Here is a 12688-nt window from a genome sequence, read left to right as displayed (position 1 = left end):
TAAAAACGATAGCTGCTTGCGCTTTTCTGTAGGGCGCGGGCAGCAGTTAAAAGGCCTGTTCACCGGGGTGGTGAACAGGCCTATTTTTTCGGCGCGCCGTTGTGCTTACAGATCCGTGCGCAGTTTCCAGATCTCGGGGAACAGCACCACATCCAGCATCTTGCGCAGGTAGCTCACCCCGCCCGTGCCGCCCGTGCCGCGCTTGAAGCCGATCACGCGCTCCACGGTGGTCACGTGGCGGAAGCGCCAGAGGCGGAAGGCGTCTTCCAGGTCGGTCAGTTCTTCACCCAGCTGGTACAGGTCCCAGTGCTTGTCGGGGTTGCGGTACACGGTGAGCCAGGCCTGCTCCACCGCATCGTTTTCCACATAGGGCTGCGTCCAGTCGCGCTCAGTGTGGCTGGCGGGCACGGCCAGGCCACGCCGCGCCATCAGGCGCAGGGCCTCGTCGTACAGCGACGGGGCTTCGTAAGCCGCCTGCACCAGCGCCAGCAGGTCGGCGCGGTGCTCGTGGGGCTTGAGCATGGCGCGGTTCTTGTTGCCCATCGAGAACTCGATGCAGCGGTACTGGTAACTCTGGAAGCCGCTGGACTGGCCCAGGTACGGCCGCATGGCGCTGTACTCGGGCGGCGTCATGGTGGCCAGCACATCCCAGGCGTGCACCAGCTGCTCCATGATCTTGCTGACGCGCGCCAGCATCTTGAAAGCAGGCGGCAGCTCGTCGCGCGCAATGTGGCCGATGGCCGCGCGCAGCTCGTGCAGCATGAGCTTCATCCACAGCTCGCTGGTCTGGTGCTGCACGATGAACAGCATCTCGTCGTGCGCGGGGGACAGCGGCTTTTGTGCGGTGAGGATGGCGTCGAGCTGCAGGTAGTCGCCATAGCTCATGGATTGGCTGAAGTCGAGTTGGGCGCGCTCTTCATGCACGATGGATTCGGGCAGGGCGGCCGATGCCGCGTTGTTGTTGTCACCCGCAGGGGTTTGCGAGAAAGGGCACATGATGGTGGTTTGCCTTTCCGATCAGGTGACGGCGTGCGTCTGGTTGAACTCGGCCTTTTGCCACTCGCCGCTCTTCAGCACCTGGCGCAGGTGCTCCACGGCATTCCACACGTCTTCAAAGCCCAGGTACAGCGGCGTGAAGCCGAAGCGCAGGATGTCCTTGTGGCGGCCCGTGCCGCCGTCGCCCTTGCGGAAGTCGCCGATCACGCCGCGCGCAATCAGCGCCTGCACGATGGCGTAGGCACCGCTGCCCTGGCCGCCCACGCCAGCCCCTTCATCGCGCGTCAGGCACACCTGCGAGCCGCGCTGGGCATGGTCACGCGGGGTGGCCAGGCCCAGACCGTGGCCTGCGCAGCGCTCTTCCACGAGCTGGATGAACAGGTCGGTAAGCGCCAGCGACTTGGCGCGCAGCGCGGCCATGCCGCCCAGGCTTTGTGCGGCGGTGAACACATCCAGCCCGCATTGCAGGGCCGACAGGCTGATGATGGGCTGCGTGCCGCACAGGTAGCGTGTGATGCCCGGGGCGGGCTGGTAGTCGGGCGTGAAGGCAAACGGTGCAGCGTGACCCCACCAGCCGGACAGCGGCTGCCAGAAGCGGTCGGCATGGCGTGGGTGCACCCACACAAAGGCCGGTGCGCCAGGGCCGCCGTTCAAATATTTGTAGCCGCAGCCGATGGAGAAGTCGGCGCCCGCGCCGTTCAGGTCCACAGGCACCGCGCCCGCGCTGTGCGCCAGGTCCCAGACGCACAAAATGCCCTGGGCGTGCGCGGCGGCGGTGATGGCGGCCATGTCGTGCATGGCGCCAGTGCGGTAGTTCACGTGCGTGAGCATCAGCACGGCCACGCCGCTGGTGAGTGCTGTGGTGATTTCTTCGGGCTCCACCAGCACCAGCTCCAGGCCGCGCTCCTTGCACAGGCCTTCGGCAATGTAGAGGTCGGTGGGGAAGTTGCTGCGCTCGCTCACGATGCGCTTGCGGACGGGGCTGTCTTCGCGGGCGATGTTGAGCGCCGCGCTCAGCACCTTGTAGAGGTTGATGGAGGTGCTGTCGGTGCACACCACTTCATCTTTGCCCGCGCCGATCAGCGGGGCGAGCTGGTTGCCCAGGCGCTGGGGCAGGTCAAACCAGCTGGCGGTGTTCCACGATTTGATGAGGTCTGTGCCCCATTCGCGGGTGACCACATCGGCCACGCGCGCGGCTGCGGCCTTGGGGGCCACGCCCAGCGAATTGCCGTCGAGGTAGATCACGCCGGGTGGCAGGGCAAAGTGGTCGCGCAGGGCGCGCAGCGGGTCTTGGGCGTCGCGGGTGCGGCAGTCTTGAAGGGTGATGGACATGGGCGTTGGGGGAGGTGATTGCTATGTTATTGATAGCTACTGGCGCATGTTGTACTGGCGCTTTCAGCCAAAAATGCTTGAAATTCTGTGTATCGCGCTAGTCCAGCGCCCGCAGCACGGCTCGCACGGGCGATGCGTCGGCCGTGGTCAGCTTGAGCGGCAGGGCGATGAGTTCGTAGTCGCCCTCGGGCACGGCGTCGAGCACCAGGTTTTCGAGCACGCGCAGACCCCGGCGGCGGATGACCTGGTGGCTGTCGAGCGTCTTGCTGTCGGCCGGGTCGATGCTAGCGGTGTCGATGCCCACCAGCAGCACGCCCAGGTCAGCCAGGCGCTCGATGGTGTCCGGGGCATAGGCGGCCAGCTGGCCGTCCCAGCGGTCCACCGGCATGTGTTCGTAGGTGCGCACCAGCACGCGCTGCGGCAGGGTGCCGTTCACCGCGTGGGCAATGTGCTCCCAGGTGATCAGCGGGCTGCAGCCGATGGCGTGGATCACGCGGCAAGGGCCCAGGAAGGCTTCGAGCGACACGTCGCCAATGGTGGTACCTTGCGCGTCGTAGTGCAGCGGCGCATCGGCATGCGCGCCCACATGGGGCGACATCGTGATCGCGCTCACATTGACCGGGCAGCCGGGGCCGATGGTGGCGCACCACTGCTGGCTGTAGGCCGTGTCGCCGGGGAACACGGGGCTGCCTGCGTGCACGGGCGGCGAAATATCCCAAAGCCGGCGGGCGGTGGGGGAGGAAGGCGTTGACATGGGACAAAGTTTGCATGTCCCGAAAAACCCGTGGTGTCGGTTATTTCCAACACCACGTCGAATTTTTGTTGAGGCCTAAACTATTTTGATGCGGCAGTAGCCCGGCTGCTGGAAGGGTGCCACCTTCACAGAATCAGGCCTTCCTCCAGCGGCGCCAGCCCGTGCCGCGCCCGCGCCTTGTGGCAGGCGTAATCGCCCGCCGAGAACTCGCGGCAGGGCGCGGGGCGCAGTTCGTAAATGCTGCACGCCACCTGCTGGCCCACCTGGCCAGTCAGCGCGGCGCAGCGGATGGGCACCTGCTCCGTGCCCCGCATGCGGCAGGTGCTGCCGTTCACATCCAGGGCCAGGCCATCGGGCACCGTGCCGCCCATGGCCTGCATCTCGTACACGGCAAAGTCCACCCGAAAGCTGGCGCAGCAGGCGCCGCAGCTGAGGCACGGGTGGGCGGAATCGGCGGTGGTCATGGTGGTCGCGTCGTCGGACATGCAGTGCGTGCGTTCGGCCTGCGGCGGGGCCGTCAGGCGCTGTGGGGGAGCGGAATGCTAACGAAAAAGCCCACGCCTTTGCCATTCACGCCCACGCCGATCTGCACCTGCCCGCCCATGCGCAGCACCGCCTGCCGCACGATGGCCAAGCCCAGGCCCGAGCCATTGGCGGCGTGGCCCGCGCCCCGGTAAAAGCGCTCGAACACCCGCTGGTGTTCGGTGGCCGGGATGCCCGGCCCGTCGTCCTGCACCGACAGCTGCAGCGCCGCGCCCGTGTGCCGCAGCGCCACTGCCACGTTGCCGCCGTGGGGCGTGTAGCGCAGCGCGTTGTCGATGAGGTTGTGGGCGATGGACTCGAACGCGGGTTGGTCGAGGCGGGCGGGCAAGGTGTCGGGCGCGTCCAGCGACAGCTCGATCTGCCGTGCCATCGCCTCGGGCACGGCCTGCGCCAGCGCGCCACGCAGCCATTGCGCCACGTCCAGGTCGCGCGGTGCGGGGCGCTGCGCGTCGTCCAGCGCGGCCAGGTCCAGCAGTTGCTGCGCCAGGTGCGAGGTGCGGGCGATGGCCTGTTCCAGATGGGCCTGGGCTTGCGTGCGTTCCTCTTCGCTGGGCGAGCGGGCCATCACATGGGCCTGGGCCGTGATGACGGCCAGCGGCGTGCGGATCTCGTGTGCGGCGTCCTGCACAAAGGCACGCTCGCGGTCCACCTTCTGGCGCAGCTGGGTCAGAAAGTGGTCGAGCGACTGTTCCAGTGGCTTGAGCTCGCGGTGGCGGGCGTGGAAGCCCACAGGCTGCAGATCGTCCTTGTCCCTGCGGGCGATGATGTTTGCCAACTGCTGCAGCGGGCGCAGGCCGTTGCGCACGGACAGCCACACGGGCAGCAGCACGAAGGGGGCGGCCAGCAGGAGATAGGGCACCAGGTAGCGGCCGTTGTAGGCCAAGTAGTCCGCATCCATCCGCTTGTTATCGACAATGCGCAGTGTCCAGCGGGCGTTGCGGCCGGCGTAGATCCGATAGGGCTTGCCCTGCACGACGGACTCGGAGAGGGCAGAGCCTTCTTGCAGAGCAGGCAGTGGGATGTCCAGCTCTTGAAGACCTGCGGGGGAATAGACCACCTGCCCTGTGGCGCTGTCGCGCAGCTCATGCATCGATGCGCCCGGTAGCAGGCCAATCTGGCGACGGCGGATGTTGGTCCAATGGTTGGTGGCCGCTACGGCCGCAGCGGCCTGCGCCGGGTCCGTGATCGGGGTGAGCGACTCGAGCAGCGCGTCGCCGTACTTCAGCAGCCCCGGGTCGTTGGTGATGGCCTGCTTGTAGTTGAAGAAGTTGTAGCCCAGCAGCACCGCCCACACCAGCACAAACGCCACGGTGACGGACAACACGCTGCGTCGCACCAGCGTGGGCTCGGCCAGCCGACGCCATATCGCGCGCACCTGGCGGGGCATACGGCTGCCGGTGGTCGGAGAGAAGGCGGAGGTGCTCATGCTCATGCCTGCAGCAGATAGCCCACACCCCGCACCGTGCGGATCAGCTCCGCCCCGATCTTGCGGCGCAGGTTGGACACATGCACTTCAATGGCGGCAAAGTCCACCGCCTCGCCCAGCGGGTCCAGCCGCTGCGACAGCACGCTTTTGGACACCACCACGCCGGGCTCGCGGGCCAGCTCCAGCAGCAGCTGGAACTCGCGCGGCGACACGTCCAGCACCGCACCGTTGCGCTGCACCGCATGGCGGCGCGGCTCGATCACCAGCTCGCCCAGCACCCAGCGCTCGCTGGCCTGGCGCGCACTGCGTCGCAGCACGGCGCGGATGCGCGACATCAGCTCGGCCGTGGCAAAGGGCTTGATGACGAAGTCGTCGGCCCCGCCGTCCAGGCCCGCCAGCCGATCCTCCACGGCCGAGCGGGCCGTGATCACGATGATGGGCACCTGCCCGCCCTGGCCCGCCTGGTTGCGCCAGCGCGCCAGCAGGTCAAAGCCGCTGCCGTCGGGCAGCGTCAGGTCCAGCAACACGCAGTCCACCGTGGTGGCATCGACCGTGGCCGGGGCGTCCACCGCGCGGCGCAGCCACTCGCTGGTCAGGCCCTCCACCTTCAGGGCCGACTGCAGCGCGCGGCCCAGGTCCAGGTCGTCTTCGATGAGCAGGATGTGCATGGGGGGATTGTGGCGGGCCGCAGCTTAAGCCATGCCAAATGCAGAGGGCTGGCACAGAAGTCGCTGCCAACGCGGACGCCACTTTCGGTAGAGTGGGCGCAGCGCACGCCCCAGCCGCCCCACCAGGGCGCCCTGGACGGGCGCTGCACTGCAGTCAACCCTCCGCTGACAGAAAGAAAGGTATTCCTATGCAGATTGGCTTTATCGGACTGGGCGTCATGGGCCTTCCCATGGCGCTGAACCTGGCGCGCGCCGGCACCCCGTTGTGGGTGTGGAACCGGTCGCCCGAGAAATGTGAGCTTCTGCGTGCCGCTGGCGCGCAAGTGGGCGCAACGCCCGCCGAGGTCTGCGCGCAGGCGCAGGTCATCATCCTCATGCTGGCCAACGAAACGGCCATGGATGAGGCGCTGCAACGCGGCACGCCGGGTTTTGCCACCCAGGTGCGAGACCGCACCATCGTGCACATGGGCACCACCTCACCCGAATATTCCAAGGCACTGGAGCAGGACATCCTGGCCGCCGGCGGGCGCTACGTGGAGGCGCCTGTCTCGGGATCGCGCAAGCCGGCGGAGGCCGGACAGCTCGTGGGCATGCTGGCGGGCGACCCGGCCAGCGTGCAGGCGGTGCAGCCCTTGCTGGCGCCCATGTGCCGCACTACCTTTGTGTGCGGATCGGTGCCGTCGGCATTGCTGATGAAGCTGTCGGTGAACCTTTTTCTCATCACCATGGTGACTGGCCTGTGCGAAGCCGCGCACTTTGCCGACCGCAATGGCCTGGACATGGAGCTGTTCCGCTCGGTGCTCGATGCAGGGCCCATGGCCAGCAGCGTGTCGCAGGTGAAGCTGGCCAAGCTGGTGGCGCGCGACTTCGAGGTGCAGGCCGCCATCCACGACGTGCTCAAGAACAACCGGCTCGTGGCCCACGCGGCACGCAATGCACGGCTGGCATCGCCGCTGCTGGATGCGTGCCACGCACTGTTCGCGCAGACCGCCGACATGGGCCTGGGGCAGGAGGACATGGTGGCGGTGGTCAGAGCGCTGGAGGCGCGTACCGAGGCGCTGTAGCGGAGCACTTCGCCCGCAGCACGCCGCGATATGCGTGCCGGTATGGCGACCCGGCCCTTTGGCTGGCGCAAAGGTTGGGCGTTCCACAATGCCGCCATGTTGTACGAGATGAGGAGGAGTTCCATGGCGCCAAGATGGATAGGGTGGTGTGCGGTGTTGTCGGGAGTTTTGTTGGCGGGCTGCGCCAGCGGCCCGACGCATCCCACACTGGCAGGAGCCCAACTGCCCGAATTGATCCCCGTGCGCGACTTTGTGGCCAGCCGCCAGTCCACCGGCGGCTACCGCGTATCGCCCGATGGAAAGCGCATCGCCTGGTTCGGCACCGACGGCGTGGTGCCTGCGATCTGGGTGCAGTCCATCGATGGGGGCGACGCCAAGGCGTTTCGCATCCGCGCGCGCGCCATCCGCTTCAGTGCCGATAGCCGCTGGCTCGGCATCACGGCCGACCCCACGGGCGATGAAAACACCCGCATCTATGCGGGCCCGGTTGAGGGCCCAGGCACAGAGTTGCGTGAGCTGATGCCAGCGCCGCGTTCGGTGGCGCATTTCGCGGAGGCGGTGGATGCCTCGTCCGACTTCATCGTCACCTCCAACCAGCGCGACAAGAAGGTGTTTGACCTGTACCGCGTGAACCCTGCGGGCGGCGCGCCGGTGCTGCTGGCCACCAACCCCGGCAACGTGAACTGGTGGGGTGTGGACACCAAGGGTCAGCTGCGCGCCCGGGCACAGATCCAGGGCGAGCAAGTGCTGCTGGAGCGGCCCGGCACCAAGCCAAGCACCTGGGTGACGGTGGCAGAGCGCAGCCGGTGGGACACGCTGAACATCTTTGGCCTGCACGACGAGGGGCGCAAGGCCTGGGCGCTGTCGAACCGCGGGCGCGACAAGCTGGCGCTGGTGCGGCTGGACCTGACCACGGGCGCCGAGGAAGAGTGGTTTGCCTCGCCCGATGTGGACCTGGACATCGTGACCCTCAGCCGCCGCACCCGCGAGCCGCTGCTGGCGCATTTCATGCCCGGCTACCCGGCGCGCAAGGTGTTCGACCCTGCGCTCGATGCCCGGCTGTCTGCGCTGGCCGGCGACAAGCCTGCAGAGGTGCTGGTGACCAGCCTGGACCAGACCGACAAGGTGCTCACGGTGGCGGTGGCCACCGACCGGGGCACGCGCAGCTACCTGCTGCGCGATGGGCAGGAACCCCGCTTTCTGGGCGAGAACCGCCTGAGCCTGATTGCCAAGGACCTGGCCCCCACCGCGCCCATCACCTACACCGCGCGCGATGGTCTCACCATCCACGGCTACCTCACGCTGCCCGTGGGGGCAGCGCCGCAGCGGCTGCCCACTGTGCTGCTGGTGCATGGCGGCCCGTGGGCGCGTGACCGCTGGGGCGATGGCGCCACCAGCCGCGCCATGCAGCAGTTTCTGGCCAACCGGGGCTATGCGGTGCTGCAGGTCAACTACCGGGGCTCCAGCGGCTACGGCCGCAACCACATGGAAAAAGCCCGGGGCGAGTTCGCGGGCCGCATGCACGACGATCTGGTGGACGGCGTGCGCTGGGCGGTGGAACGCGGCGTGGCCGACCCGCAGCGCGTGGCGATCTACGGTGCCAGCTACGGCGGCTATTCGGCCCTGGTGGGCGCCACCTTCACGCCCGAGGTGTTTGCCTGCGCCGTGGACGTGGTGGGCGTGACGGACATCGCGCGCCTGCTGGAGTCCGCCCCGCCGTATTGGGAGCTGGGCCTGCCGTGGTGGCACCGCTATGTGGGCAACCCGGCCGTGCCGGAAGACCGCGCGCGCATGGATGCGAAGTCGCCCCTGTATCGGGCGGAGCATGCGCAAAAGCCCATCCTCATCATGCACGGTGTGAACGACCCGCGCGTGAAGCTGGAGCAGTCCGAATGGATGGTGGCGGCCCTGCGCAAGGCGGGCAAGCCGGTGGACTACGTCACCTTCACCGGGGACGGCCACGGCAACCAGCGCTGGCCCAACAACCTCACCATGTACCGCAAGACCGAGGACTTCCTCGCCCAATGCCTGGGTGGGCGGACCAGCGGTTTTGACTACTACCAGCTGGGCGCGTGGGCGTTCTGATGGGGCAGGCCGTCACTTGGTTGCTTGCCCGCTGGGGGCCGCGCGGCTGCGGGTTTTCCACCGCACTGGCCTTGGCCGCCGCGTGTGGTGCGGCAGGCGCCCAGCCCGTTGCACCAGCGGGCGCCGCCTCGGCTGCTGGAGAGGGTGCTGCCCCTGCGGCTCCGGTCTACACCCGTGCGCGGCTGGTGTCTGTGGAGATGGATGCGAGCGGCAACGCCACGCTTGTGCGGCTCAAGCTGCTGCCCCGCGCCAAGTTGCCATTCACCACACAGACCTTCCGGGTGGTCAACCCCGCGTTGCTGCACGGTATTTCGCAGGGGTCCTGGGTGCAGTTCACTGCCCGGCACATCGACGGCGAAAACACGCTCACGTCCATCCGCGTTACGGCGGAGTGCAAGCGGTTGGAGCCATGTGACTGACTGACTGCCCGGCAGGGCAAGGGCCACTGCAGCTTGCGCTGCATCAAGGAGAGATTGCGACGGCGACCACTGCGATACAGATATTGGTAGAATGAGAATCACTATTATTTGTATCGAGTCCAGTCACCATGAAAACCATGGACGATGGCGCTGCGGCGCGGTTGCATCTTCCTACGCAGCAGAACCTGTCCTCGCGGCTGGACCAGTTGCCGCGCCGCGCCTTGGGCCGGGTCACGGGCTTGTTGCCCGCGCAGGACGCGCAAGAGCACAGCATGCTGCTGCGCTTGCTGGAGATCGGCTTTCTGCCCGGTGAAACCGTACAGGTGGTTGCGCGCGGCGGCTGGGGCGGCGACCCCATCGCGGTGCGGGTCGGGCAGGCCACGTTTGCGCTGCGCCGCCAGGAGGCCTCCATGGTGCAGGTGCAGCCGCTGGATGAAGCCACACTGCCTGCCAAGGAGCTGGCATGAACGCCCAGGCCACTGTGCAGCCCACCCCCGCCGATGCGCCCCTGCGCGTAGCGCTGCTGGGCAACCCCAACTGCGGCAAGACCGCGCTGTTCAACCTGCTCACCGGCGCGCGCCAGAAGGTGGCCAACTACGCGGGCGTGACGGTGGAGCGCAAGGAAGGCCTGCTGCAGACCGCTGCCGGCCGCCGCGTGCGCGTGCTGGACCTGCCGGGTGCCTACAGCCTGCATGCACACAGCGTGGACGAGGCCATTACCCGCGACATCGTGCGCGGGCGCCGCGCGGGCGAGCCCGTGCCTGATGTGCTGGTGTGCGTGACGGATGCCACCCACCTGCGCCTGAACCTGCGCCTGGTGTTAGAGGCGCGCGCCCTGGGCCTGCCCATGGTGCTGGTGCTCAACATGATGGATGTGGCCGAGCGCCAGGGTATTGCCATCGACCGCGAGGCGCTGTCGCGCGAGCTGGGCATGCCCGTGCTGGCCACCGTGGGCGTGCGCGGCAACGGCGCCCAGGAGCTGGTGCAGTGGCTGGACAGTGCCAACCTGCAGCAGCTGCAGCGCCCCGTGGTGGCGCCCGATGCGGCAGCGCGCCTGGATGCGAGCGATCTGGAGGCGCAAAACGACGTCATCCGCACCCACCAGGAGGTGCGGCGCATTCTGGACCAGGCCGTGCGTGTGCCGGTGGTCAGCCTGCGCACGGACGACCGCATCGATGCGGTGGTGTTGCACCCGGTGTGGGGCCTGTTGATCCTGGCGGCCACGCTATTCCTGATGTTCCAGGCGGTGTTCAGCTGGGCCGAGCTGCCCAAGTCGTGGATCGAAGATGGCGTGGGCTGGCTGGCAGCCCTGGTCAACGCCCACATGGCGGACGGCCCCTTGCGCAGCCTGCTGACCGACGGGGTGCTGGCGGGCGCGGGCGGGGTGCTGGTGTTTTTGCCGCAAATCCTGTTCCTGTTCCTGTTCATCCTGGCGCTGGAGGACTCGGGCTATCTGCCGCGTGCGGCGTTCTTGCTGGACCGCGTGATGGGCACGGTGGGTCTGTCGGGCCGCTCGTTCATCCCGCTGCTGTCGAGTTTTGCCTGCGCCGTGCCAGGCGTGATGGCTACGCGCTCCATCACCCACTGGCGCGACCGGCTGGTGACCATCATGATCGCCCCGCTCATGACCTGCTCGGCGCGTCTGCCGGTGTATGCGCTGCTGATTGCGGCCTTCATCCCAGAGCGCACCGTGGCCGGGGTGTTCAACCTGCAGGGCGTGGTGCTGTTTGCGTTGTATGTGGCGGGCATCGTCAGCGCCATGGCCGTGGCGGCGGTGGCCAAGCTGGCCCGCAGCGACACGCGCGCCACGCCGCTCATGATGGAGCTGCCCGCGTACCGCTGGCCCAGCGTGCGGGGCCTGGCCTATGGCCTGTACGAGCGGGCGGTGATTTTCATCAAGCGGGTGGGCGGCATCATCCTGGCCGTCACCGTGTTGTTGTGGTTCTTGTCCACCTACCCCGGCGCGCCGGAAGGCGCCACGCAGCCCGCCATCACCTACAGCCTGGCAGGCCAGCTGGGCCGGCTGCTGGAGGTCATCGTCGCGCCGATTGGCTTCAACTGGCAGATTGCGATTGCCCTGGTGCCCGGCATGGCGGCGCGCGAGGTGGCGGTGAGCGCACTGGGCACGGTGTACGCGCTGTCTGCCACGGGCGACGAGGTAGCCAGCCAGTTGGGGTCGCTGATTGCGGGGTCTTGGTCGCTGGCTACCGCGCTGTCGCTGATGGCCTGGTATGTGTTTGCGCCCCAGTGCATCTCCACCATCGCCGCCGTGCGGCGTGAGACCAACGGCTGGCGCTACCCGCTGCTCATGGTGGGGTACCTGTTTGCCATGGCGTATGCCGCCAGCTTTGTGACCTACCGCGTGGCGCTGGCGCTGGGCGGGGGCTGAGGAGAAACGTCGTGATGGCTCAGCAATTCATCGTTGGTCTGATTGTGCTCGCTGCAGCGCTCTATGTGCTCTGGCGGTACCTGCCTGGGCGCTGGCGCCAGGGGTTGGGCAAGGTCCACCCGGGGCTGGTCCAGTCGCCGGGCTGTGGCGCGAGCGATGGTGGGTGCAGCAGCTGCGGCAGTTGTGCGGCGCCATCCGATGCAGCAGCTGCAAAACCCGTGGCCATGCCTGTTCGTCGCGGGCCTGCTTCTCAGTGATTGCTATATTTTATATAGCTGCTGGCGCATGATTCACTAGCGCTACAGGCCGTTTTGGCTCCAATTAACTACTGGTACAGCTGGCCCTGGCCCAGCGCGCTCAGTGCCTGTTGCAGGTTGGCGCGCGCCTGGGCCTCGTAGCGCTGCGCAAAGTAGTCCGTGCCGTAGATGTGCGGGCGGTCCAGAAAACCCTGCAGCACCGCACTGCGCCCCGCCACATAGCGCGGCCAGCGCACAAAGAAGTATTCACGCCGCACGTTGCGTTCGAACTGGCGGTACACCGCGGCGTTCTGGCCCAGGATGGCAAGGTCGATATCCACCACCCACAGCGCATCGCCGGTGAGCGGGCCCGGGGTGTGGCGGGTGTCCATCACATGCTGGTGCACGGTCTCGGCCAGTGCGGTGGGCTGCCCTTGGCTCAGCAGAAACTGGCGCGCCCAGTCGGCGCTGCGCTCTTCGTTGTGTCCGCTCCACGGCCAGTAGATGGCGTCGTGGTACCACAGGGCGAGGGCCACAGCATGGGGGTCATGGATCGCGCCGGGTTGGTGGCCCTGCAGCGCCTGCAGGTGCCGCAGGCAGGCCCGCAGGTGGGTGGTGTCGTGGTAGGCGCGGGGCCAGCGGGCCCAACTGCGCAGCAGGCGCCGGCCCTCGGCCCGCCAGGCGGGCGTGTCGCGCCCCAGCGATTGGCCCAGTGCGTTCCAGTGGGCCAGCAGTTCGGCGCTGTGCGCGGGCTGGCGGCGCCAGGGCATGGGGTC

Annotated in this window: 12 protein-coding genes; 5 read left to right on the top strand and 7 right to left on the bottom strand. The window is 67.7% G+C overall.

Annotation, left to right across the window (positions count from 1 at the left end):
- Window positions 1–105: 105 nt before the first annotated feature.
- From kynA to ACT531_RS19410, 6 genes are all read right to left on the bottom strand, one after another.
- Window positions 106–996 (bottom strand): tryptophan 2,3-dioxygenase, encoded by an 891-nt coding sequence (gene kynA, locus ACT531_RS19435; RefSeq protein WP_476018483.1) that lies wholly within the window; start codon window positions 994–996, stop codon window positions 106–108.
- 21 nt (window positions 997–1017) lie between these two features.
- Window positions 1018–2328 (bottom strand): kynureninase, encoded by a 1311-nt coding sequence (gene kynU / locus ACT531_RS19430; protein WP_476018482.1) that lies wholly within the window; start codon window positions 2326–2328, stop codon window positions 1018–1020.
- Window positions 2329–2425: 97 nt separating this feature from the next.
- The gene (kynB, locus tag ACT531_RS19425; protein ID WP_476018481.1) at window positions 2426–3082 is read right to left on the bottom strand and encodes an arylformamidase; all 657 of its coding nucleotides are present in this window, start codon (window positions 3080–3082) and stop codon (window positions 2426–2428) included.
- Window positions 3083–3207: 125 nt separating this feature from the next.
- Window positions 3208–3546 carry a YkgJ family cysteine cluster protein gene (locus ACT531_RS19420; RefSeq protein ID WP_116750131.1) on the bottom strand — a complete coding sequence of 113 codons (339 nt, stop codon included), beginning with the start codon at window positions 3544–3546 and terminating at the stop codon, window positions 3208–3210.
- A gap of 53 nt (window positions 3547–3599) precedes the next feature.
- Window positions 3600–5051 carry a sensor histidine kinase gene (locus ACT531_RS19415; protein ID WP_476018480.1) on the bottom strand — a complete coding sequence of 484 codons (1452 nt, stop codon included), beginning with the start codon at window positions 5049–5051 and terminating at the stop codon, window positions 3600–3602.
- Between the two features lie 2 nt (window positions 5052–5053).
- Window positions 5054–5719 (bottom strand): response regulator transcription factor, encoded by a 666-nt coding sequence (locus ACT531_RS19410; RefSeq protein WP_476018479.1) that lies wholly within the window; start codon window positions 5717–5719, stop codon window positions 5054–5056.
- A 188-nt stretch (window positions 5720–5907) separates the two neighbouring features.
- Here ACT531_RS19410 and ACT531_RS19405 point away from each other — a divergent pair, with 188 nt between their 5' ends.
- The 5 genes from ACT531_RS19405 to feoB all read left to right on the top strand — a co-directional run bounded on the left by ACT531_RS19405 (window position 5908) and on the right by feoB (window position 11676).
- A complete protein-coding gene (locus tag ACT531_RS19405) occupies window positions 5908–6783 on the top strand; it encodes an NAD(P)-dependent oxidoreductase (protein WP_476018478.1) in 876 nt (291 codons plus the stop codon).
- 123 nt (window positions 6784–6906) lie between these two features.
- On the top strand, window positions 6907–8868 hold the full coding sequence (locus tag ACT531_RS19400; protein ID WP_476018477.1) for a S9 family peptidase: 1962 nt from the start codon (window positions 6907–6909) through the stop codon (window positions 8866–8868).
- The gene (locus ACT531_RS19395; protein ID WP_476018476.1) at window positions 8856–9287 is read left to right on the top strand and encodes a hypothetical protein; all 432 of its coding nucleotides are present in this window, start codon (window positions 8856–8858) and stop codon (window positions 9285–9287) included. The genes ACT531_RS19400 and ACT531_RS19395 overlap by 13 nt, the downstream gene beginning before the upstream one ends.
- 137 nt (window positions 9288–9424) lie before the next feature.
- Entirely contained in the window at window positions 9425–9754 is a 330-nt protein-coding gene (locus ACT531_RS19390) for a FeoA family protein (protein WP_476018498.1), read from the top strand.
- Complete coding sequence (feoB, locus tag ACT531_RS19385) at window positions 9751–11676, top strand: ferrous iron transporter B (RefSeq protein ID WP_476018475.1); 1926 nt, start codon at window positions 9751–9753, stop codon at window positions 11674–11676. Before ACT531_RS19390 ends, feoB begins: the two co-directional genes overlap by 4 nt.
- Window positions 11677–12001: 325 nt before the next feature.
- On the opposite strand, the gene ACT531_RS19380 is transcribed toward feoB, so the two are convergent.
- On the bottom strand, window positions 12002–12682 hold the full coding sequence (locus ACT531_RS19380; protein ID WP_476018474.1) for an HD domain-containing protein: 681 nt from the start codon (window positions 12680–12682) through the stop codon (window positions 12002–12004).
- Between the last annotated feature and the right edge of the window lie 6 nt (window positions 12683–12688).

This window comes from Acidovorax sp. DMC1 (assembly GCF_056314325.1).
Note: the sequence above shows the minus strand (reverse complement) of the source record. Positions and strands in the feature narration are given on the sequence as shown.

Excerpts from the sequence above, each read along its gene's own strand:
- ACT531_RS19415 (WP_476018480.1), bottom strand. The coding sequence starts at position 5,051 with ATGAGCACCTCCGCCTTCTCTCCGACCACCGGCAGCCGTATGCCCCGC.
- ACT531_RS19400 (WP_476018477.1), top strand. The coding sequence starts at position 6,907 with ATGGCGCCAAGATGGATAGGGTGGTGTGCGGTGTTGTCGGGAGTTTTG.
- ACT531_RS19390 (WP_476018498.1), top strand. The coding sequence starts at position 9,425 with ATGGACGATGGCGCTGCGGCGCGGTTGCATCTTCCTACGCAGCAGAAC.
- ACT531_RS19380 (WP_476018474.1), bottom strand. The coding sequence starts at position 12,682 with ATGCCCTGGCGCCGCCAGCCCGCGCACAGCGCCGAACTGCTGGCCCAC.
- feoB (WP_476018475.1), top strand. The coding sequence starts at position 9,751 with ATGAACGCCCAGGCCACTGTGCAGCCCACCCCCGCCGATGCGCCCCTG.
- kynU (WP_476018482.1), bottom strand. The coding sequence starts at position 2,328 with ATGTCCATCACCCTTCAAGACTGCCGCACCCGCGACGCCCAAGACCCG.
- kynA (WP_476018483.1), bottom strand. The coding sequence starts at position 996 with ATGTGCCCTTTCTCGCAAACCCCTGCGGGTGACAACAACAACGCGGCA.
- ACT531_RS19410 (WP_476018479.1), bottom strand. The coding sequence starts at position 5,719 with ATGCACATCCTGCTCATCGAAGACGACCTGGACCTGGGCCGCGCGCTG.
- ACT531_RS19405 (WP_476018478.1), top strand. The coding sequence starts at position 5,908 with ATGCAGATTGGCTTTATCGGACTGGGCGTCATGGGCCTTCCCATGGCG.
- ACT531_RS19420 (WP_116750131.1), bottom strand. The coding sequence starts at position 3,546 with ATGACCACCGCCGATTCCGCCCACCCGTGCCTCAGCTGCGGCGCCTGC.
- kynB (WP_476018481.1), bottom strand. The coding sequence starts at position 3,082 with ATGTCAACGCCTTCCTCCCCCACCGCCCGCCGGCTTTGGGATATTTCG.